At 66.7% G+C, this 26,344-nt stretch carries 29 protein-coding genes and 2 tRNA genes; 18 read left to right on the top strand and 13 right to left on the bottom strand.

The genetic code is table 11. The features are described from left to right. Nucleotides 1–2: 2 nt before the first annotated feature. Both HTUR_RS02430 and mptA read right to left on the bottom strand, forming a co-directional pair. Entirely contained in the window at nt 3–749 is a 747-nt protein-coding gene (locus tag HTUR_RS02430; protein WP_012941708.1) for an MBL fold metallo-hydrolase, read from the bottom strand. 118 nt (nt 750–867) lie between these two features. Then, complete coding sequence (gene mptA / locus HTUR_RS02425) at nt 868–1,800, bottom strand: GTP cyclohydrolase MptA (RefSeq protein ID WP_012941707.1); 933 nt, start codon at nt 1,798–1,800, stop codon at nt 868–870. A 194-nt stretch (nt 1,801–1,994) separates the two neighbouring features. Between mptA and HTUR_RS02420 the strand changes: the two genes are divergently transcribed. From HTUR_RS02420 to HTUR_RS02410, 3 genes are all read left to right on the top strand, one after another. Continuing rightward, the gene (locus HTUR_RS02420) at nt 1,995–2,960 is read left to right on the top strand and encodes a nucleotidyltransferase domain-containing protein (protein ID WP_012941706.1); all 966 of its coding nucleotides are present in this window, start codon (nt 1,995–1,997) and stop codon (nt 2,958–2,960) included. 926 nt (nt 2,961–3,886) lie between these two features. After that, nucleotides 3,887–4,666, top strand: a complete 780-nt coding sequence (locus HTUR_RS02415; protein ID WP_012941705.1) for a hypothetical protein — start codon at nt 3,887–3,889, stop codon at nt 4,664–4,666. Between the two features lie 112 nt (nt 4,667–4,778). Continuing rightward, nucleotides 4,779–5,429, top strand: coding sequence for a DsbA family oxidoreductase (locus tag HTUR_RS02410; protein WP_012941704.1), 651 nt, complete (start codon nt 4,779–4,781; stop codon nt 5,427–5,429). 24 nt (nt 5,430–5,453) lie between these two features. Here the strand turns inward: HTUR_RS02410 and HTUR_RS02405 are convergent, their stop codons facing one another. Beyond that, complete coding sequence (locus HTUR_RS02405) at nt 5,454–6,305, bottom strand: NAD(+)/NADH kinase (protein WP_012941703.1); 852 nt, start codon at nt 6,303–6,305, stop codon at nt 5,454–5,456. A gap of 265 nt (nt 6,306–6,570) precedes the next feature. Here HTUR_RS02405 and HTUR_RS02400 point away from each other — a divergent pair, with 265 nt between their 5' ends. The 6 genes from HTUR_RS02400 (at nt 6,571) to HTUR_RS02375 (ending at nt 11,604) form a co-directional block, all read left to right on the top strand. Continuing rightward, nucleotides 6,571–7,644, top strand: a complete 1,074-nt coding sequence (locus tag HTUR_RS02400) for a KaiC domain-containing protein (protein ID WP_148225316.1) — start codon at nt 6,571–6,573, stop codon at nt 7,642–7,644. A 205-nt stretch (nt 7,645–7,849) separates the two neighbouring features. Further along, nucleotides 7,850–8,089, top strand: a complete 240-nt coding sequence (locus tag HTUR_RS02395; protein ID WP_012941701.1) for an amphi-Trp domain-containing protein — start codon at nt 7,850–7,852, stop codon at nt 8,087–8,089. A gap of 10 nt (nt 8,090–8,099) precedes the next feature. Then, on the top strand, nt 8,100–8,462 hold the full coding sequence (locus HTUR_RS02390; RefSeq protein WP_012941700.1) for a hypothetical protein: 363 nt from the start codon (nt 8,100–8,102) through the stop codon (nt 8,460–8,462). Between the two features lie 107 nt (nt 8,463–8,569). Continuing rightward, nucleotides 8,570–9,004: a universal stress protein gene (locus HTUR_RS02385; RefSeq protein WP_012941699.1), complete on the top strand. Its 435-nt coding sequence runs from the start codon at nt 8,570–8,572 to the stop codon at nt 9,002–9,004. A gap of 54 nt (nt 9,005–9,058) precedes the next feature. Beyond that, a complete protein-coding gene (locus HTUR_RS02380) occupies nt 9,059–10,546 on the top strand; it encodes a hypothetical protein (RefSeq protein WP_012941698.1) in 1,488 nt (495 codons plus the stop codon). A gap of 98 nt (nt 10,547–10,644) precedes the next feature. Continuing rightward, nucleotides 10,645–11,604: a transcription initiation factor IIB gene (locus tag HTUR_RS02375; RefSeq protein ID WP_008892741.1), complete on the top strand. Its 960-nt coding sequence runs from the start codon at nt 10,645–10,647 to the stop codon at nt 11,602–11,604. Between the two features lie 105 nt (nt 11,605–11,709). Here the strand turns inward: HTUR_RS02375 and HTUR_RS02370 are convergent. Together HTUR_RS02370 and HTUR_RS02365 are read right to left on the bottom strand one after the other, a co-directional pair. Beyond that, nucleotides 11,710–11,780: transfer RNA gene (locus HTUR_RS02370), tRNA-Gly, on the bottom strand. Between the two features lie 281 nt (nt 11,781–12,061). Next, a complete protein-coding gene (locus HTUR_RS02365) occupies nt 12,062–12,814 on the bottom strand; it encodes a GNAT family N-acetyltransferase (protein ID WP_012941697.1) in 753 nt (250 codons plus the stop codon). A 168-nt stretch (nt 12,815–12,982) separates the two neighbouring features. Between HTUR_RS02365 and HTUR_RS02360 the strand changes: the two genes are divergently transcribed. After that, on the top strand, nt 12,983–13,777 hold the full coding sequence (locus HTUR_RS02360) for an NAD+ synthase (protein ID WP_012941696.1): 795 nt from the start codon (nt 12,983–12,985) through the stop codon (nt 13,775–13,777). A 91-nt stretch (nt 13,778–13,868) separates the two neighbouring features. Here HTUR_RS02360 and HTUR_RS02355 read toward each other — a convergent pair whose 3' ends face one another. Further along, complete coding sequence (locus HTUR_RS02355; protein ID WP_012941695.1) at nt 13,869–14,408, bottom strand: GNAT family N-acetyltransferase; 540 nt, start codon at nt 14,406–14,408, stop codon at nt 13,869–13,871. An 80-nt stretch (nt 14,409–14,488) separates the two neighbouring features. Continuing rightward, the gene (locus HTUR_RS02350; protein WP_012941694.1) at nt 14,489–15,199 is read right to left on the bottom strand and encodes an enoyl-CoA hydratase/isomerase family protein; all 711 of its coding nucleotides are present in this window, start codon (nt 15,197–15,199) and stop codon (nt 14,489–14,491) included. A 61-nt stretch (nt 15,200–15,260) separates the two neighbouring features. On the opposite strand from HTUR_RS02350, the gene HTUR_RS02345 reads away from it, so the two are divergent. The 3 genes from HTUR_RS02345 (at nt 15,261) to HTUR_RS02335 (ending at nt 17,376) form a co-directional block, all read left to right on the top strand. After that, nucleotides 15,261–16,055 carry a DUF7114 family protein gene (locus HTUR_RS02345; protein ID WP_012941693.1) on the top strand — a complete coding sequence of 265 codons (795 nt, stop codon included), beginning with the start codon at nt 15,261–15,263 and terminating at the stop codon, nt 16,053–16,055. A 91-nt stretch (nt 16,056–16,146) separates the two neighbouring features. Continuing rightward, nucleotides 16,147–16,218, top strand: a tRNA-Thr gene (locus HTUR_RS02340). A gap of 228 nt (nt 16,219–16,446) precedes the next feature. Continuing rightward, on the top strand, nt 16,447–17,376 hold the full coding sequence (locus HTUR_RS02335) for an NAD-dependent epimerase/dehydratase family protein (RefSeq protein WP_012941692.1): 930 nt from the start codon (nt 16,447–16,449) through the stop codon (nt 17,374–17,376). Nucleotides 17,377–17,392: 16 nt separating this feature from the next. Here HTUR_RS02335 and HTUR_RS02330 read toward each other — a convergent pair whose 3' ends face one another. Continuing rightward, nucleotides 17,393–18,001: a class I SAM-dependent methyltransferase gene (locus tag HTUR_RS02330; protein ID WP_012941691.1), complete on the bottom strand. Its 609-nt coding sequence runs from the start codon at nt 17,999–18,001 to the stop codon at nt 17,393–17,395. A 44-nt stretch (nt 18,002–18,045) separates the two neighbouring features. After that, complete coding sequence (locus tag HTUR_RS02325; RefSeq protein WP_012941690.1) at nt 18,046–18,339, bottom strand: DUF7521 family protein; 294 nt, start codon at nt 18,337–18,339, stop codon at nt 18,046–18,048. Between the two features lie 147 nt (nt 18,340–18,486). On the opposite strand from HTUR_RS02325, the gene HTUR_RS02320 reads away from it, so the two are divergent. Then, complete coding sequence (locus tag HTUR_RS02320; protein WP_012941689.1) at nt 18,487–18,759, top strand: CDGSH iron-sulfur domain-containing protein; 273 nt, start codon at nt 18,487–18,489, stop codon at nt 18,757–18,759. Between the two features lie 19 nt (nt 18,760–18,778). On the opposite strand, the gene HTUR_RS02315 is transcribed toward HTUR_RS02320, so the two are convergent. The 3 genes from HTUR_RS02315 to HTUR_RS02305 are packed head-to-tail and all read right to left on the bottom strand — an operon-like array spanning nt 18,779 to nt 22,294. After that, complete coding sequence (locus tag HTUR_RS02315) at nt 18,779–21,241, bottom strand: heavy metal translocating P-type ATPase (RefSeq protein ID WP_012941688.1); 2,463 nt, start codon at nt 21,239–21,241, stop codon at nt 18,779–18,781. Nucleotides 21,242–21,243: 2 nt separating this feature from the next. Continuing rightward, nucleotides 21,244–22,050: a sulfite exporter TauE/SafE family protein gene (locus HTUR_RS02310; RefSeq protein ID WP_012941687.1), complete on the bottom strand. Its 807-nt coding sequence runs from the start codon at nt 22,048–22,050 to the stop codon at nt 21,244–21,246. 28 nt (nt 22,051–22,078) lie between these two features. Beyond that, nucleotides 22,079–22,294, bottom strand: a complete 216-nt coding sequence (locus HTUR_RS02305; protein WP_012941686.1) for a hypothetical protein — start codon at nt 22,292–22,294, stop codon at nt 22,079–22,081. A gap of 100 nt (nt 22,295–22,394) precedes the next feature. On the opposite strand from HTUR_RS02305, the gene HTUR_RS02300 reads away from it, so the two are divergent. Genes HTUR_RS02300 through HTUR_RS02285 form a run of 4 tightly spaced genes read left to right on the top strand, consistent with a single transcriptional unit; the run spans nt 22,395 to nt 25,388 of the window. Further along, entirely contained in the window at nt 22,395–22,631 is a 237-nt protein-coding gene (locus HTUR_RS02300; RefSeq protein WP_012941685.1) for a hypothetical protein, read from the top strand. After that, on the top strand, nt 22,628–23,428 hold the full coding sequence (locus tag HTUR_RS02295; RefSeq protein ID WP_012941684.1) for a cytochrome c oxidase subunit II: 801 nt from the start codon (nt 22,628–22,630) through the stop codon (nt 23,426–23,428). The genes HTUR_RS02300 and HTUR_RS02295 overlap by 4 nt, the downstream gene beginning before the upstream one ends. Then, on the top strand, nt 23,421–25,172 hold the full coding sequence (locus tag HTUR_RS02290) for a b(o/a)3-type cytochrome-c oxidase subunit 1 (protein WP_012941683.1): 1,752 nt from the start codon (nt 23,421–23,423) through the stop codon (nt 25,170–25,172). The genes HTUR_RS02295 and HTUR_RS02290 overlap by 8 nt, the downstream gene beginning before the upstream one ends. Next, nucleotides 25,173–25,388 carry a hypothetical protein gene (locus HTUR_RS02285; protein WP_012941682.1) on the top strand — a complete coding sequence of 72 codons (216 nt, stop codon included), beginning with the start codon at nt 25,173–25,175 and terminating at the stop codon, nt 25,386–25,388. A gap of 586 nt (nt 25,389–25,974) precedes the next feature. On the opposite strand, the gene HTUR_RS02280 is transcribed toward HTUR_RS02285, so the two are convergent. Next, nucleotides 25,975–26,286, bottom strand: a complete 312-nt coding sequence (locus tag HTUR_RS02280) for a DUF7091 family protein (protein WP_012941681.1) — start codon at nt 26,284–26,286, stop codon at nt 25,975–25,977. Nucleotides 26,287–26,344 lie beyond the last annotated feature (58 nt).

Here is a 26,344-nt window from a genome sequence, read left to right as displayed (position 1 = left end):
ACTTATTCCTCGTCGAGAACGACCGGAACCCCGGCGGCCGCGACGTCGGCGGCGAAGGCACGGGAGTCGGCATCGAGATCCGGAAACGTGTTGTAGTGGATCGGACAGACGAGGTCGGGATCGATCGCCGCCGCTAGTTCCGCGGCTTCGGTCCGGTTCATGGTGAAATTCTTCCCGATCGGCGGCAGGAACAGCGAGACCTCGAGGTCCGTGTGGTCGTCGAGCACGTCCGAGTCACCGGTCCAGCAGACGCTCGTCCCGCCGACTGCGAACCGGTACCCGCAGCCGAAGCCCTCCGGATGGATGGGGTCGCCGTCGGGAGCGTTGGGGCCGTCAGGATGATTGAAGGCGGGGAGAACCTCGAGGTCGACGCCCTCGACGGTCGCCTCTTCACCGTACTCGACGCGCTGGACGTCGTAAGGCAAGGCCTCGAGGTCCTCGACGTCGCGACCGCCCGCGCGGATCGATTCGGCGTCGACGGCCTCGTAGGCGATGACCGTCGCGTCCTCGCTCGCGACCCGTCGGACGCCGTCGGAGTCGTAGTGGTGGTCGTGGGTCACCAGCACGAGGTCACCGTCGCGTTCGTCGTACGCTCGGCCCGGCGGATGGGGGACGTCCCGGTCCCACTCGCCGGTAAGGGTCCCGTATCGTCCGGGATCGACGTAGACGACGGTTCCGTCGGCCGACTCGATTCGAACGGTCGCGTAGCCGAGCCACGAGACCGTCACGTTGTCGTGTCGTACTGTCACTGCAGATCGTTATCGGGCGGCGCTGATAACGGTTAGCGTGATCCGTCGCGAGAGCACCGCGGCCGTGGTCGGTCCGCGATTCGATCACCCAGTTCCCCTTCGAGGAGAAACGCGGAACTCAGTCGTCGCCGGCGACTTCCTCGCGCAACGTCCCCATCTCGACCTTTCGCTCGGCGTGGGCGTTGTGCTGGTGGATCGACTCGTCGTTAGACTGTTTCATCGTGATCACGGCGTCGTCCGCGAGGTGGTCGAACTCGTCGACGACGCCCTCAGCGAGCGCGCGCACGCAGTCCTCGACGAACTTCGCGTCGGCGTGGGCCGCGTAGGTCATGTGGTCCTCGTCGGGCCGCTTCGCGAGGTTGTAGATCCGCGCGCTCATCGCGTCCCGGGCGATGTCGATGACGTCGTTCAGGTCGACCGCCGGGTCACCGTTCGATTCGACCGTCAGCGTCGCGTGGCCCCGCTGGGAGTGGCCCGGCTGTGGCACTTCCTCGAGGAACTCGGTGATCGTCTCCTCCTCGACGCCCAAGTCCTCGAGCGTCTGTTTCGCGCGCGCGGCCGACATCCCCTGTGAGCACGGACAGACGGTCATCCCGGTGACTTCGGCGCCGATCTCTTCGCGAGTGCCCTCTTCGGTGGCCGTCGCGGAGGCGATGATGTCGACGGTGTGTTGGGTCTCGCGGTCGCTCGCGGGCGTCTGCTCGCGGCGCATGAACTCCGCTTCCATCGAGACCTTGGCCGTGGAGGTGTAGTCGTGTTTCTCGAGGAGTCGTTCGGCGGCGTCGCCACAGACGTCCTCGACGCGGTAGGCCTCCTCGCGGGTGGCTTCTTCGAGGATCTCGTCGATGACCTCCATGTTGCGGCTCATGTCCGCGCCCTTGCGCCAGGCGGGGAGATCGACGAAGACCTCGAACTCGGCGGTGAGGACGATCGGTCGTTTCCCTTCGCGGGCGATCTTGACGAGTTTGTCGACGCCGGTGACGCCGACCTGACTCAGACCGACGGTGACGTCGGGTGACGTTGCCTGCACGTCCGGAAGCTGATGACTCATTGTCTGTATTCAGGGCAGGCAGCGATTCAAGCTTTCGGAACGGGAAGTCGTCGGTGTACAGTCGGCAAATCCCGACTGGAACGGAGTCTCGAATCGCCAGCAGCCTCGACGGTCCTTTAAGTGCTTCTGGTCACAAGGTGAAGCTACGAAGAACTTTTCGCGGACCGTTCCCACTCGAGAGACGAGCTACAGCCATGTCCGCCGTCCCCGAGTCCGTTTTCGAGCGCGTCGACGACCTGCTGACCGACCTCGAGCGCGACCGCGGAATTCGCGTCGCGCTGGCGGTCGCTCGCGGGAGCCATGCCTGGGGCGCGGCGAGCCCCGAGAGCGACTACGACGTCGGCTTCGTCTTCGTTCCGGACGATCTGCGGCGGTACGCCCACCTCGCGGGCCCGCCGGAGACGATCCACGAGGCCGTCGACACGGACGACGGCGACGTCGAACTGCAGGGCTGGGACGTCCGAACGTTCGCGCGACTGCTCGCCGACTCCAACGACGGCGCGATCGATCTGCTCCGGAGCCCGATCCGCTACCGGGTCGCCTACGAGCCCATGAAACTCGCCGCTTACGTCGAGCGGACGTACAATCCGATGGATCTCTACCACGCGTGGCGGGGGATCGCGACGAGCAACTACCGGAAGTACATCTCGCACCATCTGGTCCGCACCGACGACGCGATCTTTCCGATCCTCGAGGCGCGCGAGGACGAGTACGTCGTCGAGACGCGGGGCGAGGAAGAGGCGGACGAGCTCGACGTCGACGACGGAACGCGGACGATCCCAATCGACGACGAGCGGTTCACCGAGACGCAGACGAAACCCACGGTGAAGCGAAACCTGACGATCTACCGGGCGGCGATGTCGGCTCGCTACCTGAAAGCGACCGGGGAGCGGGACGGCCACGAACTGCCCGTAATCGAGTTCGACCGCTTCCTGGACGAGCAGGCGCCGTCCGTTTTCGACGACGAACGGATCGAACGCGCCCGCGCATTGCTCGAGCGAAAGTGGGCCGGCGACGGTTCGGAGCCGATCGGCGACGCCGTCGGCCGGGAGTTCGCCCATCCGCCCCACGAAATCGATCCCGGGCGTCACGCGCACAGCGGTCCCGATCCGAAGCGACTCGACGAGTTCGTCGACGAACTGATCGCTGCGGTTCGGTAGGGCGAGTCCGACCAGCGGACGGCGCTCGGTCTTTAAGTGCTTCTGGTCACAAGGTGAAGATACGACGGGAGACCGGTCTTCTCGAGTGGCGTTCTACCGACCAGCCGCTGCTGTCGAGAGCAGCGCCGCTATCGTTTCGATCCCCGACAGCCGTTCCGTGGGTATTGGACTGACCACAGGCCCCGGCGGCAGCTTCATTCCGTAACTGGAGACTGTTGCATCGAGTAGACCACGGCTGTTGCTATTCGCGTGGTCACAACAGGGTTTACTCGGGTGAGCGTCTGCATTCGCTAATGACCTGTGATGTGTGTGGCCGGGAGATAGAGGGGGTTAGATTGTACAAAACGGGCCAGAGAAGCAAGAGGTACCTCGGCGTCTTTCACCCGGAGTGTCGCCCGTAGCCAGCCGTCGCACTGATCGATTCGCTTGTTTCTACCGCTGTACTACAAATTTACACGTTCGTCTCGAACGACCGGGGAAGACGATCTCCGATCTGGTTTAAGTGCCTCTGGTCATAAGGTGGAGATACGACGGGAGAGGCGGTCCTTCTCGAGCAGTTACCCACGACGGAGCATTCAGTATCCGTAGTTACCCGACGGCGGGCCGAGGATTCTTTAAGTGCTTCTGGTCACAAGGTGGGGATACGCGGGAGAGACGGTCCTCCTCGAGTCCCAATTCGCGAGTGGCGAGAGTACTCTTCGAGCGGTGACTGGGGACCGACGCCCCAGTGTCTCTTTAAGTGCCTCTGGTTACAAGGTGAAGCTACGAAGAGCTTTTCGCGGCGTCGAACACTGTCCCCAACCTCGAGAGCGGTCGCGCCGTCGGGCGATCTCTCCCGAGTTCGTATCACTGAGACGCTCAGTTACCTCGAGCGACGGTTTCACTAGGAGGTGCCTTTTTCCGTCTGCCGGTCCGAGCAAGCGGTAATGAGAGACGACGGTGCTGAACCCGGTCCAGGCCCCGACGAACCCGCGGCCGTCGGCGACAGCCCGCAACTCGAGTACGAGGACGAACGCCGACTCGAAAACCGGCCCGGTTCCGGGTCGCTCTCGCGGGCGGACGTCCAGCGCGATTCGACGGTCCGCCAGTGGGGGGTCGTCACGCCGAGCGCGACCGTGATCGGCCGCGCGGAGTCGTCGGACGGGGACCTCTCGGAGAGCGTCCGCCGACTGCACGACGAACAGCACGCGGCCACGCCGGGCTACAGCGAGCGCGCCCATCGGCTCGACCGGCTGCGGACGACCCAGGCGCTGTGTAACGCCCTCGAGGTGACGCCGTGGCAGCGGGACCTCGCGCTGGGAGTCATGGACGAGATCGATCTCACCGAGTTCGGGAGCCAGCGCGCCATCGAGAAAGTCGCGCTGGTGGTCATCCGCCACGTCGTCGATGTCGACCGCCAGCAGTACTTCGGACTCGACGACATCGACGCGCAGGCGCTGTCGGCCGACCGGATGGACGACCTGTTCGCCCAGTACCGCGCCCACGACATCACCGAGGATGAGACGTTCAAGCGTCTCGCGGCCGACTACGGGTTGGACACGACCAGCCTGAACCGACTCCGGCGGGTCCTCAAGGAACAACTCGAGGACGAGCTGCCGGCGTACGGTCGGAACCCCTACCGCGATCCCAACCTCCCGGACGTCACCGAGGCCAACGCCGGGAGCGAGGAAGGCGTCGCCGCCGGCGACGGCGCGAACGGGGCCTGAGTTCGCCACCGGCGAGCGGGGCCGACAACGAGCGAGAGTCGATGGCGACGCACCCTCGCAGACGATCTTCCGGTTGCCGGCGACTTTTCCGTCGTCGCTCCCTACCGCGGGTATGTCCGGGACAGCCGATTCGACCGACCGACTCGAACTCTACGCCGACTACGTCTGCCCCTTCTGTTATCTGGGGACGCGCTCGCTCGAGCAGTACCGAGAAGAGCGCGAGGCGCCCCTCGAGATCGACTGGCAACCGTTCGACCTCCGCAGCGGCAAGCGGAACCCCGATGGCTCCATCGATCACGAGGTCGACGACGGCAAGGACGACCAGTACTACGAACAGGCCAAACAGAACGTCCGCCGGCTGCAGGAGGAGTACGGCGTCGAGATGAACCAGATCATGGCCACCGAGGTCGACTCGCTGCCGGCCCAGCAGGCCTCGTGGTACGTCAAGCAGGAGTACCCCGAACAGTGGGCGGCCTTCGACGAGGCGATCTACCAGGCGCTCTGGCAGGACGGCCGCGACATCGGCGACGCCGACGTCCTCGCGGACCTCGCCGAGTCCGTCGGGCTCCCGATCGACGAGATTCGCTCGGCGGTCGAGGACGACGGGCTCCGAACGGAACTCGAGGACCGGTTTCAAGCGGCCCAGCGGCGGGGCATAACCGGCGTTCCGACGTTCGTGTACGAGGACCACGCCGCCCGCGGCGCCGTCCCACCGGCCCAACTCGAGCGACTCGTCGAGGGTGCAGAGCAGGCCCAACGATAACGCTCGCGAGACGCCGTCTCGGCGTCAGTCGAGTTTGTCGAGGCTGGAGACGAAGTCCCCGCGAGGCCCGACGAGTCTGATCGGCTCGTCCGCGACCGAGACGGTGATCGTCGCCGGGGGCTCGAGTCGCTGTCGGTTCCGGCCGTCGCTGATCGCGTAGGCGATGTCGGGCCCCGAGATCGTAATCGAGAGCTCGGTGTCCGGATCGACGACCAGCGGCGGCATCGAATCGGCGGCGGCCATCTGCGTGACGACCAACGCGTCGGCGGCCGGGTGAACCAGCGGCCCGCCCTCGCTCAGGTTGTACGCGGTCGAGCCCGTCGGCGTCGCCACGAGGACGCCGTCGGCGTGGCCGGCGGCGTACTGCCCGCCGTCAACGCGGATCTCGACAGTCGCCCCGCCGCCGGGACCCCGACGCGGGCCGTGCACGACGATCTCGTTGAGCGCCGGCTCGAGGGTCCAGTCGGCCCCCTCGCCCGTCGCCTCGAGGCGAGCGAGTTCGCGCCCCTCGAACGCGCCGGTCTCGCGGTAGTCCGCGACGAGATCGGTGACGACGTCGACGGCGTCCTCGGGCGCGACGGCGTTGAGAAAGCCGACCTCGCCGAGGTTGACTCCGAGGATCGGTGTGGGGCCGACCTCGCGGGCGACGAACAGCAGCGTGCCGTCGCCGCCGATGCTCACGACGAGATCTCGGTCGCCCATCTCGTCGACCGGGCACGCGGGCACGTCGATTGCCTCACCGGTCGCCTCGTCGACGACGACCGCGATCTCACCCCCGTCGCGTCCGCGTCGCTCGAGCGTCTCCGCGAGCGACGCGGCGAGTCCCTGTGCGCGCTCGTTGCCTCGCTGGCCGACGATACCGACGGCGACGTCCATCGTCGGCGGCTACCCGCTGCGTCGTCAAAAAGCCACCCGTCACGCCGCCACCGCGCCCTCGGCGCGGAAACAACATTCATCGTGGTGGGGGACACTCGAGTACGTGAACGGCCCCGCGACGGCCGCCGTCCCAGATTCAGCATGATAGAGGCGCTCCCGCCGAGGTGGTTCGACCGATCGCCGCAACCGCTGCGAGCGGGCGGCCTCGACGGCGCTTCTGGTGACGGCCGCCGTGGGTCAACGAGCGACAGTGACGGTGAGTCCCGTGCGTGAGGTGTCCGACGACTGGTTCGAACGCGCGCTCGAGGACGCCGAGGAGTCGGCGGACGACGAGGCAGGGGACGACTCGTCTGGCGATGCGACCGCCGAGCAGTTCGACGCGATCAGTAGCGCGGAGACGACGGGTGACCGCGTCGAGTCTGCTGAAGCCGCGAGTCAGCGTGGGACGGAGGCCGAGACAGCCAACGAGAGTCGTGAGGAGAGCGGCGGCGAGCTGTTCGACGAGGACTTCGGCTCGGCGCTCGCGGACGTCGACGTTCCGACCGTCAGGGCGGACGAGACCGGCCCGAAGGGATTCTCGGAGCTCGACTTCGACCTCTCGACGGGCGACGAGACCGACTTCGACGAAGCGGTCGACTCCGACCTCCCCCGACTCGAGCTCGGCATCGAGGGGCTCGATCGGATGATTCAGGGCGGCGTCCCCGAACGCTCCCTGCTCGTCGCGATGGGCAGCGCCGGGACCGGAAAGACGACCTTCGGCCTACAGTTTCTCGAGCACGGGCTGGCGCGGGGCGAGAACGCGGTGTTCATCACCTTAGAGGAGAGCCGCCGGCGCGTGATCGACAGCGCGACCGAGAAGGGCTACCCCTTCGACGAGTACCTCGCCGAGGACCGACTCGCCGTCGTCGACGTCGACCCGATCGAAATGGCCAATAGCCTGCAGTCGATCACGAACGAGCTCCCGACGCTCATCGAGGAGTTCGACGCCGCTCGGCTCGTCCTCGACTCGGTGTCGCTGCTCGAGATGATGTACGAGGATCGCGCGACCCGCCGCAACGAGATCTACGACTTCACCCGGAGCCTGAAGGAGGCCGGCGTCACCGCGCTGCTGACGAGCGAGGCGTCCGAAGAGTCGCCCTATGCCTCCCGGTACGGCATCGTGGAGTACCTCACGGACGCGGTTTTCGTCTTGCAGTACATCCGGCCGGACGACTTCCGGGAGACGCGCCTGGCCGTCGAGATCCAGAAGATCCGGGACGCGAACCACTCTCGAGAGAAGAAACCCTACGAGATCACGGACGACGGGATTTCGGTCTACCAGCAGGCGAACCTGTTTTGAGTCCACCCCTCTGAACCGCGGCCGTCGTCCTGACCCACGGCGATCGACCCGGTCCGTCGACGGGCGATCAGCGGTGGTCCCGTTCCTATCAGCTATCGTTTCAGTCCGAACGCGATAACGGTTCGGCCGCGTCCGGGGCGGTAAACCTCCGTTAGGAACCCGTTCGCTGCCCATACTTTTGCGGATATCGCCGCCACTAGCGCGTATGGTTCAACGGACGACGGCCGACGAGAAACTTCCGCGATCGGAACTCGCAGCGTATCTGGCGACGCTGGCCGAGGAGTTCGACGGCGACGCCGAAGAGATCAACGTCGGCGTCGGTAACAAGACGGTCTCGCTGAACCCGGCCGCGGAGGTCGACGTCTCGATCGACGTCGTCGAACGCTCCTCGATGCTCCGGGGGAATCGCGAGACGATCGAGATCGAACTGAGCTGGAAGTCCTAACTCTCGAACAATGGCTGTAATCGATTCCGCCGTCATCTTCGTGCTCAGTCTGCTCGTCGGGACGGTCGCGATCCTGGCCGGCGCCCGCGTCATCCTCGACCGGGACGCCAGCGCCTTCAACGCCGCGTTGACCGCGCTCATCGGCGCGGCCGTCTGGGCGCTGACGAGCTACTTCGTCGGCTGGATCCCGCTGCTCGGCGTGGTGGTGATGCTCGTCGTCTGGGTCGGCGTGATTAACTGGCGCTATCCCGGCGGCTGGGGGACCGCGGCCGCGATCGGCATCGTCGCCTGGGTCGTCGCCGTCGCGATCGTGTACGCCGCTTCGATGCTCGGGATCGTCACCCCCGAGGCGCTGGGCATCCCCGGCGCCTAGGGGGCGACCGAAACCGATCGCTACCGGCGGCGAACGAGGAATTCCCATCCGAAGAGAACGACGGCAATCGCTTTTTCACCGCGGGCGAGTGCCTCGAGTAGGTCCCGATGTACGAGACACTCCTCGTTCCAACCGACGGCAGCGACCAGGCGGCGGTCGCCGCGAGCCACGCGATCGACATCGCAGCGACGCGATCGGCGACAGTCCACGTCCTCTCGGTCGTCGACGACCGCGCGTTCCTCGTCCTCGACGAGGACCGCGTCGAGACGGTCCGCGACGACCTGCGAGCGAACGCCCGCGACGCGATCGACGACGTCGCGACGAGCGCAGCGGCCCACGACCTCACGGTCGAGACGGCCACCGACACGGGCCACCCCGCCGAGTGCATCGTCGACTACGCGGCCGACCACGACGTCGACATGATCGTAATGGGAACCAGCGGCGACGAGTACGAGACCAACGTCGTCGGAAGCGTCTCCCAGCGGGTCGTTCGTGAGGCTCCTGCGCCCGTCCTGACCGTCGGACCGGACACCGAGTGCTGACCCGGATCTGAAATTACCTAGATTGATGTGTAAGCCGTCGCTAGTAGGGGGAACATGCGTCGCTCGCTCGTAATCGCACTCGCATTATTCGTTCTCGCCCTACTCTTCGTCGGCGGCCCCTCGCTGCTGTTCTCTCCCTCGACCGAGTCCGTCTCTCCGAACGAGACGGAGGTATCGCCCAAAATGACCGAACTCGAGGATTCCGACAGCCGGTTCTGGCGATACCTGAGCCCCGAGGAGCGGTTCAAGCAGCGGAGTCCGATCAACGTGATCGTTCGCGGCGATGTCGACGACATCGAGCGGGTCCTGACCGAAGCCAGCGACGGCGACTGGACGGAGATCAACGAGACGGAGGCCGAAGCGGGGCCAGAGACCTACACGCTCACCGGCGACGGCAACCGCTCTGACGATCTCGAGGACAACGAGACGGCGGGCAACGAGCCGACCGTCAACGAGTCGACGATCAACGAGTCGACCGTCGACGCGCCGCCCGCGAACGACACCGACAACGACTCTGCGGCGGCCAACGAGTCCTCTGGTCCCGTTCCCAACCTCGAGTGGGGTGACGCCGACGGCGGCACTCGCTACGCCTATCTCGATCCCGGACCCAACGAGTCCGGCTACTGGACGACCGAGACGCACCAACTCGAGGACGGCGACTACTACGGCCAGCGCTATCACATCCGGCTCTACGAGAGCCCCAACGAGGACGACCAGTGGGTGATCATGCAGACCCACTCGGAACACTTCGACTGGTTTACGCTCCGCCACCGCGTCCACGGCTCCCAGGACGCCCAGACGAAAGTCGAGAACGACTTCATGAAGCATCCGCGCGTCGACGTCGAGGAGGACGTCCATCGGATGTACCTCAACAACAGGAACTCCAGCGACGCCGACGGCTGGGCGACGGTCGTCGATCTCACCGGGATGATCCTCCTGCCCGGGGCCGTCGGACTCGTCGCGCGCAGACGCAGTCGGGTGCTGCGGGCCGATACCGGCAGCCAAATCGATTCCGAACGCATCTCCGACCGAGCGCCGTCGGCCATCGACGACCACCTGACGGACGTCGACCGCCGGCGAATCGCGGCCGCGTACGCCCGGATCGAGATCGGTCACCTGCTCCTCGTCGGTACCATCGTCGGACTGTACTTCGCCGTGCGCTTCGGCGGCCTCGCTCTCGAGCACCGCGCCGGCTTCCTGACGCCACACCAGATCGCCGGCCTGCTGTATCCCGTACTCGCCGTCGGGATTCCGACCGCGACCTACCTGGTCGCCGGAATGCTCACTCGCCGGCTCGACGCCGCGCTCGTCGCCGCGGGCTCGCTGGCCGCCGCGATCTGGCTCGACTACGGCTATCTCGGCGTCGATTCGCTGCCCGTCGACGTCGTCCTCCAGCGCATGCTCGTCGTCGTCGCGCTCGGACTGATCGCCGGCGGCGCGGCCAAACGCGCGACCCGCGAGTCGCGATTCAACGACATGCTCGTCGCGGGCGTCGCGCTCTGGGTGCTCGTCCTCTCCGGAACGCTGTTAGGCTACTTCTGAGGGCGATTCGCGGCGTTTTTCCGGTCAGACTCGTCTGAAAAACGGCCGATCCGTGGAGGGCGACATCTAAAAGCCTCGGCCGTCATTGTCTATACGAAATGGCTCGCCCATCCCGCCAGCGCGAACGCGAATCAGCATCGACCGAAACCACAGATCAACGCGAGCGCGAGCGGGCGTGTGACGAGTGTTCCGACGGAACGCTCGTCACGAGCGAGGATCAGGGCGAACTCGTCTGCGATCAGTGCGGACTCGTCGTCGAAGGCTCGAACATCGACCACGGCCCGGAGTGGCGCGCGTTCAACCACTCGGAGCGACAGAGCAAGTCCCGCGTCGGCGCGCCGACGACCCAGACGATGCACGACAAGGGGCTGACGACCTCCATCGACTGGAAGAACCAGGACGCCTACGGCCGCTCGATCTCTGCGGACAAGCGCAGCCAGATGCGCCGCCTGCGCAAGTGGCAGGAACGCATCCGCACCAAGGACGCCGGCGAACGCAACCTACAGTTCGCCCTCAGCGAGATCGATCGGATGGCCTCCTCGCTGGGCATTCCCCGGTCGGTCCGCGAGGTCGCCTGCGTCATCTACCGCCGCGCGTTAGACGAGGACCTCATCCGCGGGCGCTCCATCGAGGGCGTCGCCACCAGCACCCTCTACGCCGCCTGCCGCATGGAGGGCATTCCCCGCAGCTTAGAGGAGGTCGCCGCCGTCTCCCGCGTCGAGCGCAAGGAGATCGGCCGCACCTACCGCTACGTCGCCCAGGAGCTCAGCCTCGAGATGGAGCCCGTCGATCCGAAACAGTACACGCCGCGCTTTTGCTCGGAGCTCGACCTCTCGGAGGAGGTCCAGGCCAAGGCCACCGAGATCATCGACACGACGACCGAGAAGGGACTGCTGTCGGGCAAGTCGCCCACGGGCTACGCCGCCGCCGCGATCTACGCCGCCTCGCTGCTCTGTAACGAGAAGAAGACTCAGCGCGAAATCGCCGAGGTCGCGCAGGTGACCGAGGTGACGATCCGGAATCGGTATCAGGAGCAGATCGAAGCGATGGGTATCTAGCAGGCGGTTTTTGGGCGTGTTTTGCTGTCCGCGGTGACGTGTACTCGGCTCTCGAGTGTACTACGATCAGGAGACAAATCTATCGGTGTGGTAGTCGACCGAAAATGCGCTGACCGGGAATTGAACCCGGGCTATGAGCTTGGGAAGCTCATGTCCTACCACTAGACCACCAGCGCTCGTATCGAATTCAGGCACGGCTCGTATTAAAAGGAACGGACGGCGACGCGCGATCGGCGGACCGGGAACCCTCGAGCGCACCGGAAAGCCGCCGGATCGCGATCGTGTGGCCACGAGCGACGGCAATCTGACCGGTCGCCTGTCGGCGGCGCGTGAGAACCTGGGTCCTCACCGGGACGCCACTCGGATCCCATCCGTCTGACCGCACGAGCGTCGTCCCGTGGCAATTCCGGGTTCTGTCAGGCGAAAATCGGGTGTGAGGCCGCCGACCGGGGTGCGATTACGAGGGGAGTAGGGACTGACCGGTCATGACGGCCATCATCTGTTCGGCGACGTACTGGTCGTCGATCTTGTAGTGGGCCTTGCGAATCGCCTCGGTCTCCCAGCGGTGGTTCTCGAGGAACCTGATGGCGTCCTGGTTTGTCGCGGGCAAACTCTGGTACACTTTATCGTACTCGTTTTCAGTGGCCCACTGGAGCCCCCGCTCGAGGAGATTGCTTCCGATGCCGTGACCGCGGTACTCCTCGAGCACGCCCATGGTCAGCTCCGCGGTGTGAGAGAGTTTCTCGTAGTTGGGCGCCTGCAGATGGACCCAGCCGACGACGTCGTCGTCGACCGTTGCGACGAAGAAAATTCGAGACGTGATGTCGTTGTGCCGGAACACGACCTCCTCGTGGTCGAGCAGGTCGACGATCGTCTCGGCGACGAGGTAGTCGTTCTCCTCGGCGACCTGTCGCATCACGCCCACGATCCCCCGCAGATCGCTCTGTTCGGCCGGTCGGATCGTATACTCCAGATCGTCGGTCGTGTGCGTCTTCTCTTCGCCGATGTCGATCGACAACCGCACGAGCCCGTCCTCGGTTTCGACGAACCCGTCATCCTCGAGGGTCGACAGCGTTTCCTCGAGTTCGTCGGCGTCGAACGAGAACGCCGCTTTCAACTGCTGCCGTTCGACGGCCCCGTTTTGCTCGACGAAGTCGTACACCTCCCGCTGGACGTCGGTTTCGAAGTCGCGTTGTTCGAGCGCCTGCATAGGAGAGCGTTCTCCGTCTGCGTATTTAGTGATTGGTAGAAGTTAACATGACACACAGTTTGGCTGCGGTGAATAGTCGACCGACAGTTCACCGATCGGACAGTCGTCCACTTTTCGCCGTCGAGGCGAGGCTATTAGGACGGGCCAGCCGTACGAACGCCCAGACAGATGCTCGACCTTCGCTTCTCGGAGGCGGAACTGGAACGGCGACGCGAACACATCACCGAGTTCATTCGGTCGCAGGTCGACGCCGCCGACGCCGACGGGACCGTATTGGGGCTTTCGGGCGGAATCGACAGCACGCTCACCGCCCACCTCGCCGTCGAGGCGCTGGGCGCCGAGAACGTCCACGGGCTCGTTCTCCCGGCTCGAGTCAGCAGCGAGGGGAACATGAGCGACGCCGAGCGGGTCGCCCAGGACCTAGAGATCAGCTACGACGTCATCGAGGTCGAGCCCATCGTCGACGCGCTGCTCGAGGCCTACCCCGAAGCGGAGGGCGACCGCGAGGCCGTCGGCAACGCACGAGCGCGCGCTCGTGCAGTGTTGAACTACCTCGTCGCGAACCACGAGGAGCGATTGGTTCTGGGCACGGGCAACCGCAGCGAGGCCGCGGTCGGCTACTTCACCAAGTACGGCGACGGCGCGGTCGACTGCCACCCGATCGGCAACCTCTACAAGGCGCAGGTCCGCCAGCTCGCCCGCCACGTCGGCGTCCCCGAGGAACTGGCCGCGAAGACGGCCACCGCGGAGCTGTGGGCCGACCAGACCGACGAGGACGAGATGGGCGTCAGCTACGAGACGCTCGACTCGATTCTGGCGACCCATATCGACGGCCCGCTGTCGGTCGACGCGACGGCCCGCCTGCTCGAGGTCGAGGCGGAGACCGTCGAGAAGGTCCGCGGAATGTACGAACGCAGCGAACACAAACGGCGGGCGCCGCCAGCGCCGGAGCCGCTGGACTGATACGGTCTGCCGTACCGATTTCCCGGCGTATCCACTGGACGGAATCGTGGGTGCACCGGAACTGACGTCCAGCAGTCCGCACGAGGCGCGGTCAGTCGACCCGCGAGCGCCAGTTCGCTTCGAGGAGTCCGTACCAGTACGTGTCCTGGTAGTCGCCGTCGACGAACACCTCGTCGCGATGAATTCCCTCTTTGGTGAATCCGATCGACTCGAGCAGCCGCTGTGAGGCCTCGTTGAACTCGAACACGCGGGCCGTGATCTTGTGCAGCCCGAGCTGGTCGAAGCCGTAGGTGACGAACCGCTCGACCGCGTCGGTGGCGTACCCCTGCCGGTGGTGGTCGGGCGCGATCCAGTAGCCGATTTCCGCCCGGTCGGCCTCCCAGTCGATCCCGTTGAAGGCGACCGTCCCGATCGGTGTCGAATCGGTGACGATCAGGAGGTTCACCGTGTCGTCGTTGCAGACGACGTCCTCGAAAAACTCCCGTTCCTGCTCGCGGTTGACGGGACGGGACCGGCCGATCGGTCGCCAGATGCGCCGGTCGTTGACCGCCGGCCGCAGGAACTCGAGGTCGTCCTCCTCGATCGGTCGGAGATCGACGCTGTCGCCGGAGAGGAACACCGAGTCGGGCATTGATCCACCCTCATCGTGAAACGTAAAAAATATTCCCTGAGCTACAGTTCTCGTGGCACCGTCGGCCCGGTCGCCAGTCGCTACTCGAGGACGGCGTCGATATCGTCCGCGTGGGTTGCGACGAGGTCGCCGAACGCCTGCGCCTCGCGACGTTCCTGCGTGGCGCGCTCGCTGTCGTCCCTGATGCGTCGTTTGAGGACGGCGAGCGCGTCGGGCGCGTTCTCGGCGATCTCCTCGGCGACCGTCCGCGGCTCGGCGTCGATTCTCGAAATGAGGCCCATGCGCAGGGCGGCGTCGGCGTCGACGGCCCGCCCCGAGAGCGCGAACTCGAGGGCGTCGCCCTCGCCGAGCACGCGGGGCAGGCGGACGGTGCCGCCCCAGGCGCCGAACAGGCCGAACGTGACGCCGGGCTCGCCGTAGGTCGAGTCGGGCGTCCCGACGCGGACGTCACAGGCCAGCGCGAGCTCGAGGCCGCCGCCGCGGGCGGGGCCGTCGATACCGGCGACGACGACCGCCGGCGAGTCCTCGATCGTCCGGGCGACCCGCTGGCCCAGGCGGGCGAACTCGACGGCCCGCTCGCTGTCGCCGTCGAGATCGGCGACCGCCTCGAGGTCCGCGCCCGCGGAGAACGCCCCGCCGCGTCCGCGGAGGTAGATCACCGGCTCCTCGGCGTCCGCGATCGCCGTCTCGAGGGCCTCGAGACCCGCGACGGTCAGCGCGTTGCGCGCGTCGGGGCGGTCGATCGTCACGGTTCGAATCGATCGGTCGGCGTTACTGTCCACATCGATCATGTGCGCGAGTCTACCGGACGTTTCCAAAGGTCTTTGGCTCCCCCGTCGTAAGCCGCTATCAATGGATCGAGCCGACAGCTGTCGGCGTGCCGCCTTTGAAGCCGTCGCGGACGTGGAGCCGCCGGCGCTGCACGACCGCATCGAGACCGCCCTCACCGAGGCATCGATGGTTCCCGGCGTACTGACACTCGAGAGCGCCGCGACGACGGCCGACGGGCGCGCCGTCGCCGAGTCCGAGCGCAGCGCGGAGACCGACCGCGGTCACGCACAGCGCCGCGGCCGCGACGGCGACCGCGATACCGACGGGCTCGCCACCCAGGCGGCCGGCGTCCAGCTCATCTACGAGGGGCTGCGACTGACGCGGTCGCTCGCCCACGACGAACCCTGGGCCGCCGACGGGAACGGCGACGACGAGAGCGACCTCGCGATCCTCGCCGCCGACATCCTCGTGGCCCGCGGCTTCTACCTGCTCGCTCGCACCGACGCCGCCGGCAAGGCGGTCCGAACCGTCCAGAAATTCGGGCGCGACCAGACCCGCCGCGACGCGGTCGCCGATCGCTCGAGCGGGCCGACCACCGACGCTGACGGCGAGCCCGTACCAGACGACAGCGAGGCGACGACGATCGACGCCAATCTCGAGCGCGATATCCTCGAACTCGCGGTCCGCACGGGCGCCGCCGCGGTCGGCGACGCACCGTCCCAGCGGCTGCTCGCTACCGCCGAGGCCCTCGCTGACACCGTCGGCCCCTCCTTCCCGCCGGCCGCGGACTGTCTCGCCGACCTCGAGCCGATGCCCGGAGAGCAGTCCCTCGAGGATCCGACGACCGATCGAGCGACGTCGGCGACCGATCCCTGAGTGCGTGGGTTCGAGTGGCCCGCTACACAGCCCCACGCCCCACCGCAAATCGAAAGCCCTAAAGACGACTCGAGTCAACGAAGAAGTGCGCGCCTGGGTAGCTTAGCGGTAAAGCGCGTCCTTGGTAAGGACGAGAGCCCGGGTTCAAATCCCGGCCTAGGCTTTTCTCGAGAACTCACACACAGAGCGTTGCTGCTGTCTCTCGACTACCGTAATTTCGTCGCCGATTTGGCGACTGTGACGACCTGTACTGGACGAACGACGGGCAGACGAGCGACGCGGCGGTGGACGCTGACAAGTGCGTCGAAATCCAGTAGACGGGTCCCGCCGTCTCCCTTCTCGAGGTGCAGTTTGGAACCACGGTTTAGTGGGTGACCGTTGGACGACCGGTATGGCCGAGACCGAGCTATCGACGCCGGAGTTCGAGTACGATATCGAGAGCGCGATCGTCACGGGGGCGACCGGCGACGTCGGGTCGTGGGTCGTCGATCGACTGGCGGATCGCGGCGTCGACGTCGTCGGGGTCGATTTCGACCGGCCCGACGGCGTACGCGCCAACGTCGACTTTCGGGGCGTCGACCTGACCGAGGGCGTCGACACCTGGGAGACGATCGCCGAGGTCGATCCCGACGCCGTCGTCCACCTGGCGGCGCTCTCGGATCCCCTCGAGAACCCGTCGACGCGGCTCTTCGAGAACAACGTCACGAGCGCGTACAACGTCCTGCAGGCGGCCGGGCGCGAGGGGATCGACGTCGTCTGGTCGTCCTCGCAGGCGACCTACGGCGCGCTGTTCGCGGAGTCGACGTGGACGCCGGACTACCTGCCGATCGACGAGGCCCACGACCGCCGGCCCGAGGACGCCTACGGGCTCTCGAAGGTCTGCGGCGAGGAGATCGCGAAATCGATGGCCCGCCGGTACGAGATCTCGGTCGCCACGATCCGACCGGCGACGATCTTTTCGCCGACGAAGGAACGAGCGCGACCGACCGAGGACGGCTCTGATCTCTCGAGCGAGGAGCCGACCGGCGACTTCGCGTCTTACGTCGACGTGCGCGACGTCGCCCGGATGATCGAAGCGGCGCTGGCGGCCGACCTCAAGGGCCACGAGGAGTTCCTCTGCGTCGCCGACGAGAACTACCTCGGGCGGCCGACCGCGGAACTCGTCGAGACGGTCTGCGGGCCGATCCCCGGCGCGGTCGATCTCGAGGGCAAGGAGTCGGCGCTGTCGAACGCGAAGGCGGCCGACGTGCTCGGTTGGATGCCCGCCCACTCCTGGCACGAGGGGCCCGACGAGGACGTCTCGGGGCCGACGTGGCTCTGAGGCCCGCTCCGCGCCGTCACCGGGGGGACGGGAACTGCGGGCGCCACCGCGGAACGTCCGTTTCGTTCCGGGCGACCAGCGTGACGCGCGGCTCGTCGCCGACCCGACGTTCGGCGTAGTAGAGGATCGCGAGGTCCGAACACGCCGCCAGGAGTTCGTTCGAATCGAACCGGAACCGATCGCCCGGGCCCGCGTCGCGCTCCGCCGACGCGAGGTAGTGTTCATAACAGAGGACGCCGCCGGGCGCGAGGGCGTCGATCAGGGCCGGCAGCCGACCGCGCGCGTCGAAGAAACTCACCGTTACGAGGTCGTAGCGCTCCTCGGGGAGGCAGTAGCTGTCGACGTCGGCCAGGATCCAGTTGACGGCCATGCCGCGTTCGGTCGCCCGCTCGCGGGCCCGCGAGAGCTTCGCGCTCGAGAGATCGACGGCGTCGACGGTCCAGCCGCGCTCCGCCAGGGCGAGGGCGTTCCGCCCGGTGCCGGTGGCGACGTCGAGTGCCCGCCCGGGGGACAGCCCCTCGACGACCGACCGAACGATTGGCGCGAGTCCGTCCGATCCGACGGCGTCGCCTCGAGAGCGAGCCGCGTCCGATCTCTCGTCGAAATTTCCGGTCACGACTCGCACTCGCGGGACGCAGTCCCTTAGTCTTCCCGCGGGATTCGACGAGCCTAGGTCACGTACAGCGAGTAGGCGATGACGACGAAGCCCACGAGCATGAGGAGACTCTCGAGCAGGATGCCGGTCATCAGCGAGACGCCGAGGATTTCGTACAGCAGGCCGGCGAGCACGAGACCCAGCGTCACGAGACCGAACCCGACGGCGAGGAGCCAAAGCGCGCGCTGGCGCGTCCGGCGGTAGGCTTTGAACGCGAGAAAGGTGATGAAGCTGCCCACGAGCAGGATGAGGGTCTTGACGACGGCGAGCGTGATGGCGATCGACGTCCCTGCGTCGTGGAAACTCATAGTGGTCCGTACGTCGAAAATTACGAACGGGAACCAAGTAGCTTGCGTTCACGACGAACGCGGCCGGCCGCGACCGTCGCCGGCGAGGTGGCTCGAGCCGACCGCGGATACCCGAGTCTTTTGCTCGACGGTCCCGAACCGACGGCTATGACGCGATTGGTCGAACTCGAGGAGACGGGTCCGCGAAAGCTCGAGCCGTCGGATATCGACGACGAGAAGGGAGACGTCGCGGTCTGTCGGTGCGGCCTGTCGGACTCGTTTCCGTTCTGTGACGGGAGCCATCGGCGGACCCGTGACGAGGACCCGGACGAGACCTACGTCTACGAAGACGGCGAGCGTCGGGTCGTCGAGCGAGTCGTGACCGAAGCGGAGGCGGACGGAAACGGCAACGACAGCGGCAATGGCGACGGCGACGAGTAACCGGGGAGTCGTTACGCGGTCATCGGAGCGAGCGCGAGGAGTTGAGCACGACCAGGAGGCTGCTCGCGGCCATCGCGACGGCGGCGAAGAGGGGGTTCAGCAGGCCGGCGACCGCCAGCGGGATCGCCACCGCGTTGTAGCAGAACGCCCAGCCGAGATTTTGACGGATGCGCCGGTGCGTGCTCGCGGTGATCTCGAGCGTCTCGCCGACGGCCTCGAGGTCGTCGCCGACGATCACCGCGTCGGCCGCGTCGGTCGCGAGTTGGGTCCCGCCGCCCATCGCGATGCCGACGTCGGCGGCGGCCAGCGCGGGCGCGTCGTTGCTCCCGTCGCCGACCATCGCGACCGTCCCCCGCCTGCGGAGGCGGTCGACGGTCTCGGCTTTCGCCTCCGGTGGGACGCCCGCGAAGACCTCGTCGACGCCGTCGACCGCGCGGAACCGCTCGGCGGCCGGCCCCTCGTCGCCGGTGAGGACGACGATCTCGCGACCCGACGAGAGCGACTCGAGGGCCGCGTCGAGCTCCTCGCGTTCCGAATCGCCGACCGCGACGACGCCGCGAGTCCGGCCGTCCCAGCCGACGCCGACCGGGACGCGACCGGCCGCGCGGGCGTCTTCGATCGGTGACTCGAGGGAATCTGGAACCGACAGCCCGCGCTCGCGGCAGAAGTCGGGATGGCCGACGACGACGCGGTCGCCGTCGACGACGCCGCTGACGCCGCGGTCGGCTCGCTCGAACGAGTCGACGGCGGAACCGTCGGTACCGGTCGCGGGGTCGCCGATGCCGTCGGCCGCGGCGACGGGCGCCGCCTCGACGACGGCGGCGGCGATCGGGTGCTCCGACAGCGATTCGACCGCGCCGGCTCGCCGAAGCAACTCGTCCGAGTCGGTTCCGTCGACGACGTGGACGCCCTCGACGGCCATTTTGCCGGTCGTCAGCGTCCCCGTCTTGTCCAGCACGACGACGTCGACGTCCGGGGCGTCCTCGAAGATCGTCTCCGCGGCGACGACGATCCCGCGCTTCGCGGCGGCCTGGACGCCCGCGGCGATCGCCAGCGGCGTCGCCAGCCCGAGCGCGCAGGGACAGGAGACGATGACGACCGTCAGTCCGATCAGGAGGGCGGTCGACGGGCTCGAGCCGGTCGCGAGTAGGACGGCGGCCGTAGAGACGGCGAGGGCGACGACCAGCGGGACGAACACCGTCGCGAGCTTGTCCGCGAGCCGCTGGACGCCGGGCCGAGCGCTCTGGATCGACCAGAGCAGCGAGACGAGCCGGTCGAGGGTGCTCTCGGCCTCGTCGCCGACCCCGAGGACGATCGGCGCGTCGGTGACGACGGTGCCGCCGCGGAGTTCGTCGCCGGGAGTCTTCCGAACGGGCAGGGACTCGCCGGTGACCAGCGACTCGTCGACGGCCGCGGACCCCTCGAGGACCTCGCCGTCGAGGGGGACCCGCTCGCCGGGCCGGACGAGCAGCCGATCGCCGGGCTCGACGGCCTCGAGCGGGACCGTCTCGCCGCTCTCGAGGCGGGCCTCGTCGACCTGGCGTTCGGTCAGTTCCGAGAGCAGCCCCGTCGCGCGGCGCTTGACCGCCCGCTCGTAGTGGGTGCCCGCGGTGACGACGAGGACGACGGCGACGGTGACGTCGAAGTAGAGGTGGCTCTCCCCGAGGACGATCGCGACCGCGCTGTAGCCGTACGAGCCGAGCGCGGCCGTCGCGACGAGCAGGTCCATGTTTGGTCGTCCCGCCCGGAGGCTGACGTACGCGCCCCGGAGGATCGGGTACCCGGTGTAGAAGAGGATGAACGACGTGAACGCCCAGATGTTCGCGGACAGAAACGCGAGCTCGTAGCCGCCGAAGGCGACGACCGGCTCGAGGTCGAAGTAGGTCGGGTAGAGAAAGAGGACGTACCACACCATGACCATCATGCCGAAGAAGCCGCCGAGCAGCAGCCGAGCGAGCCCGTCGTCGGAGCCCGCGTCGCCGTCGGCGCCCGATCGGTCGGCCGCGGTGTAGCCGTAGCCCGAGACGATCTCGGGGAGGTCGTCGGCCGCGAGCCGGTCCGGATCGTAGACGATCCGGATCGTGTCCGTCGCGTAGCTCGCCGTCGCGCCCAGCACGCCCGCCTCGCGCTCGGCGACCGACTCAAGGAACGCCTCGCAGGTCGAGCAGTGCATGCCGTCGACCGCGAGGAAGGCGTCCTCGCCGTCGAGATCGTCGAGGTCGCGGCCGCCCGCCGCGTCCGCCCCGTCCAGCCGCGATCGGACCGCCGCCTCGTCGGGCCCGTCATCGCGTCGCTCGAGGGTTCGCGCGACCTCGAGACAGCCGCGACAGCAGTAGGTGCCGTCGACGTCGGGATCGGTGATCGGTACCGACGGGAGCGGCAGGTCACAGAGGTCGCAGCCGTCGCTCCCCTCGGCCGGCGACGACGGTGCGGGCGTGTGCGGGCGTTCCGACGAGTCTGGGTTCCGTGAGTCTGGGCACATCGTTAGAACGGTGGTGCGAACGGCAACGGGGGGTGGGGCAGGTGGATTCCGTACAGCATCAGTCCGTGCGAGAGGGGGACGTAGCCGAGGACGACGAAGGCGACGCCGAGCCCGCGGTGGAGGCGGACGCGCGTCGCCGACTCGAGGGCGGTCAGGACGGTGCCGTAGGCGAACAGCGTCGGGATCGTTCCGAGCCCGAGGACGGCCAGCGAGAGCGCCCCGCGGGTCGGCGAGCTGACCGCGAACGCGTAGAGGTACGCCGGGTAGATGATCGGACACGGCATGAATCCGTGGACCGCGCCGAGGGCGGCGATCCCCGGCGACGTCGCGAGTCGGTCGATCCGGCTCGAGAGCAGCGTCGAGAGGCGCCGGAACAGCGTCCCGACGACAGGGAGATCGTGGCCGGGAACGGCCGTCCGCCCGCGGACATAGTAGAGCCCGCTGGCAATGATGGCGATCCCGACGAGGATTCCCGTCGCGCCCCTGACGGAGTCGCCGACCGCGGCGACGGCCTCGCTCGAGGCGACCGTCGCCGCGCCGAGGAGTCCGAAGAGGCCGCCGATCGCCGCGTAGCTCGCCGTCCGACCGAGGTTGAACAGCGCGTGCTGGCGCACCTCGTAGCCGGTGAGCGTATCGTCGCGGCGCTTGTCGCCGGCGGCGCCAATCCGGTCGGCGTAGGCCGTCACCAGCGGCCCGCACATCCCCAGGCAGTGGGCGCCGGCGAGCAGGCCGACGACGAAGAGGACGACCAGGTCCGCGTGCTCGAGGCCGAGCCCCGGTCCGGCGCTCGCGAGTGTTGCGAGCGTCATCTACGGCTGTCGTCCGACCGCCGAGGCGTCACCTGGCGGCCCCGTTTTCTGTCGCGGCGTGATCGCCGTGTGCCCCCTCGACCGGCGACATGGCGAGGTACAGCGAGCCGATGATCACCGCGACGTTGACCGCGCTGACGAGCCCGGCGACGCCCGAGTTCGTGACTCCGTAGACGAGAACCGGCACGACCGCGAGTAGTCCGACGGCCGCCGCGTACCGCGGCGTGACTGTCTCGAGGGTCATAGCCGTCTCTCGGGCTGTTATCGTCTTAATACCACCAGTCGTTTTCAGCGGACGGGAATTACGATCGGTCGTAAGTTACCACTCTCCCCAATCCTCTCGTATGAGTTCGGCAACAGAACAACGGACGACCGATCGGACCGCCGAGACCGACTCCGGGGAGACCGGTCCGGTTCGCGAGATCGGTCACGACGAGTACGATCCGATCGGGACGCTGATCCTGATCGCCATCTACTTCGCGATACTGGTACTGCTGTGGCTGTTCATGTACTTCGTCGAGTTCCTCGGCAACGGCCCGACGGTCGTCGGGGCGCTCATGACGGTGGTGGGGCTGGCATGAACATCCACACCTACGAGAAGCTCTGGCTGGCCGCGGCGATGGTGTTGATCGTCGGCTTCATCGCGACGATCACGTACGGCGCGGTCGGGCCCGGCGTCACGATGGTCAACGACGACGGCGGCTCGATCGACCCCGACGCGATCAGCGACCACGAGCGGTTCGGCGACACCGGCGTCACACACGTCGGTGGCGACGAGTACGAGGTCGCCGTCGTCGCGCAAGCGTGGTCGTACTCGCCGGGCGAGATCGAGGTGCCGGCGGGCAGCGAAGTGACGTTCTACGTCACGAGCCGGGACGTGACCCACAGCTTCTCCGTGGTCGGAACGAACATCAACACGATGGTCATCCCCGGCGAGGTCTCGCAGATGACCGTCGAGTTCGACGAACCGGGCGAGTACGGCATTCTCTGTAACGAGTACTGCGGTCAGGGCCACCACAACATGGAGGGGAAACTGACCGTCGTTCCCGAAGACGAGTTCAACATGACCGAGCTGTCCGTCGAGGCCCCCGACGAGGTCGAGGCGGGCAACGAGACGACGATCAACGCGACCGTCAGCGACGGGATGCAGACCGACCTCGGGACGACCGTGACCCTCGAGATCGGCGACCAGCAGTACGAAGAAGACGTCGCGATCGAGGGCGCCGGCAGCGAGTCCGTCGAGTTCGCGGTCGACACCGACGAACTGGGTGCCGGCGACCACGACTGGACGGTGACCGCCGCCGGCTACGAGGAAAGCGGCACGCTCACCGTCGTGGACGGTGAGGGCGGCTCCGACGGAGGTGACGGCGATGCGTAACGCCTACGTCGATCAGTTCCCGGCGGAGGCGAAGGTGATCAAGGCCGCGTTCTGGAGTTCGTTCCTCGCGCTGGCCGTCGGCGGCGTGCTCGGACTCGTGCAGGCGCTCCACCGGACGGACGTCGTCCGCTTTATCGATTCGGCGGACTACTACACCGTGTTGACCGCCCACGGCGTCCTGCTGGCGATCACGTTCACGATCTTCTTCCTCGTGGGCATCTTCACTTGGGCGGTGACGACCAGCCTCGAGCGGGGCGTCGTCGACACCCGCTTCACCTGGTCGTGGTACGCCATGATGGTCGTCGGCACGGTGCTGGTCGGCGTCACGATCTTCGCCGGCTTCCTCGAGGACGCGCCGGAGATCCTGGGCGCGCCGCTGAACGCGGACGTGCTCTTCACGTTCTACGCGCCGCTGCAGGCCCATCCCTTCTTCTACGTCGGACTGGTGCTGTTCGTCGTCGGCTCCTGGTTGGCCGGCGTCGACTGGTTCCGAACGTGGTGGGCCTGGCGGGCGGAGAACCCCGACGAGCGAATCCCACTACCGACGTTCATGGTGTTGACGACGACGCTGTTCTGGTACATCTGTACGTTCGGCGTCGCGCTGTCGATCCTCGTCTTCCTGCTGCCGTGGTCGCTGGGGCTCGTCGACTCCGTGAACCCGCTGCTGACCCGGACGCTGTTCTGGTACTTCGGCCACGCGGTCGTTTACTTCTGGCTGATGCCGACGTACATCATGTGGTACGTCATGCTGCCGAAGTTCGCCGGCGGGAAGCTGTTCAGCGACCCGCTCGCACGTGTGGTCTTCGTGCTGTTCCTGTTGCTCTCGACGCCGCTGGGCATCCACCACCAGTATCTGGATCCCGGCATCGCAGAGGGGTACAAGTTCATCGCGATGACGAATACGATGTTCCTCCTGCTGCCGAGCCTGCTGACCGCGTTCACCGTCGTCGCGAGCATGGAACACGGCGCGCGCCAGCGCGGCGGCGAGGGCTACCTCGGCTGGCTCAGAGCCCTGCCGTGGCGCGATCCGGTCTTCACCGGCATGGCGCTCGCGGGCCTGATGTTCGCCGCGGCCGGCTTCTCCGGCATGATCAACGCGGGGATGAACATCAACTACCTCGTCCACAACACTTGGTGGGTCGTCGGCCACTTCCACCTCACCGTCGGCACCGCCGTCGCGCTGACGTTCATGGCTGCCGCCTACTGGTTCATCCCGCAGGTGACCGGCAAGGCGCTGTGGAACCGCTCCGTCGCGCTGGGCCAGGTCCTGCTGTGGTTCATCGGGATGACGTTCATGTCGAACGCGATGCACCGCTCGGGGCTGTTCGGGATGCCCCGCCGGACCGCCGAACCGCAGTACGAGAACTTCGCGTTCGAACCCGCCGCCGGGACCGTCGGCGAAATCAACGCGCAGGTCGCCCTCGGCGCCGTGATCCTGACCGTCTCGCTGGCCCTGTTCCTCCTGAACATGGTCATGACCTCGTTCAACGGGACCAGCGACGCGATTCCGGACAACACCTACGCCGGAACGCTCTCGGGCCCGGAGGACGCGCCGGAGATCCTCGACAATCTCAAGCTCTGGACCGCCATCGCCATCGTCCTCGTGATCTTCGCGTACACGCTCCCGCTCGCGAGCATCATCGAGAACGGCGGCCTGTTCGGTCCCGGCATCGAGGGGCGACAGCTCACGCTCGTCCCCGATACCGCGGCCGCCCTCGAGACCGTCCGGGAGGTGATCCCCTAGATGCGCATCTCCAAGGCCGGCCTGCTCGTCGTTACGGCGATCGTCATCCCGATCGTCGTCGAACTCCGCACCGCGCTCTCGTGGTTCGGCATCGAACTTTCGATCCTCGAGGGGGTCGCCCTCGGCGTCGCGGTCGTCCTCGCGATCGTCGTCTGGGCGGTGTGGCCGTCCGATGGGAATGGCAGCACCGAGACCGAACCAACTGGTCCCGAGTAACCGGTCACGGCGACCGATACCCTATCCAGTAGTCGGACTGCGGTTTCTCCAGAGAAGCGTGTGACGCTCGCGTTCAGTACAGACAAAGGCGTTACCGGAGCGGCTATCTAGCTCTCTGAGAACTGCCAAAACCAGCGTATTGAATACGGAGGATAAATTCAGCAGATCGGTAACGTACAGCGTTAACGGTAGGATTCGGGCTAATAATAATAACCTGTGACCTTGTTACTTCATTCTATGGTCAAATGTGCTCGATGCGGCCGTGATGTGGATGACGTTCAAGACATCACGCCAGATGCTATTACGAAAGAACTGATAGACTCAATCGATCACGGCGAAGAAGACCTTGCCGGGGAGGATGATTTGAAAGTTTGCGCCGAGTGTATGAATGAATTGATGGGAGACTGAAAACGAAGCAGTTTGCGTTACTGATATTTCAGCACGATCTGGATTACAAGATTCGCGCCCTCTGTTCAGCATAGCTTCGGGAATATCTACGGTAACTGATAGAGGTCGCAGTGGTACATTCGCAGACATCGGTATCGAATCGCCCCATTCGGTTCCGATCGCGGAAAAGCGGCGGTCGTCACCAAGTCTCGATTCGCCCCTCGCGGACGTCCTCCGCACAGCCCTCGCAGTCGGGATGGCCCGCCTCGTAGCAGGCCGGCCTGAACTCGTCGTCGAGCTTCGCCGCCCGCTGTTCGGCGTAGCGCCGGCAGACGATCTTCGCCCGTCCCGCCTCATCGGAGGGCAGGCTGCGAGCGTTTCTCGCCACTTCGTAGGCCTCGCGGGCCTCCTCGAGTTGCTCGCCCGTCGAGCCGCGAACCTGTTCGTACTGCTCGCCAGCCTCCTGGAGCTTCGAGCGCAGGAACCGCTCGAGCCGACGACGATCCGCCATTGGACGTGATTCGGTCGCCGGCCACATAGTCCCGTCGCCGCCGTTCCGCGGTTCGTCG

It is taken from the genome of Haloterrigena turkmenica DSM 5511, assembly GCF_000025325.1.
Taxonomy (GTDB): domain Archaea; phylum Halobacteriota; class Halobacteria; order Halobacteriales; family Natrialbaceae; genus Haloterrigena; species Haloterrigena turkmenica.
The sequence above is the reverse complement of the archived record's forward strand: the minus strand, read 5'-3'. Positions and strand labels throughout refer to the sequence as shown.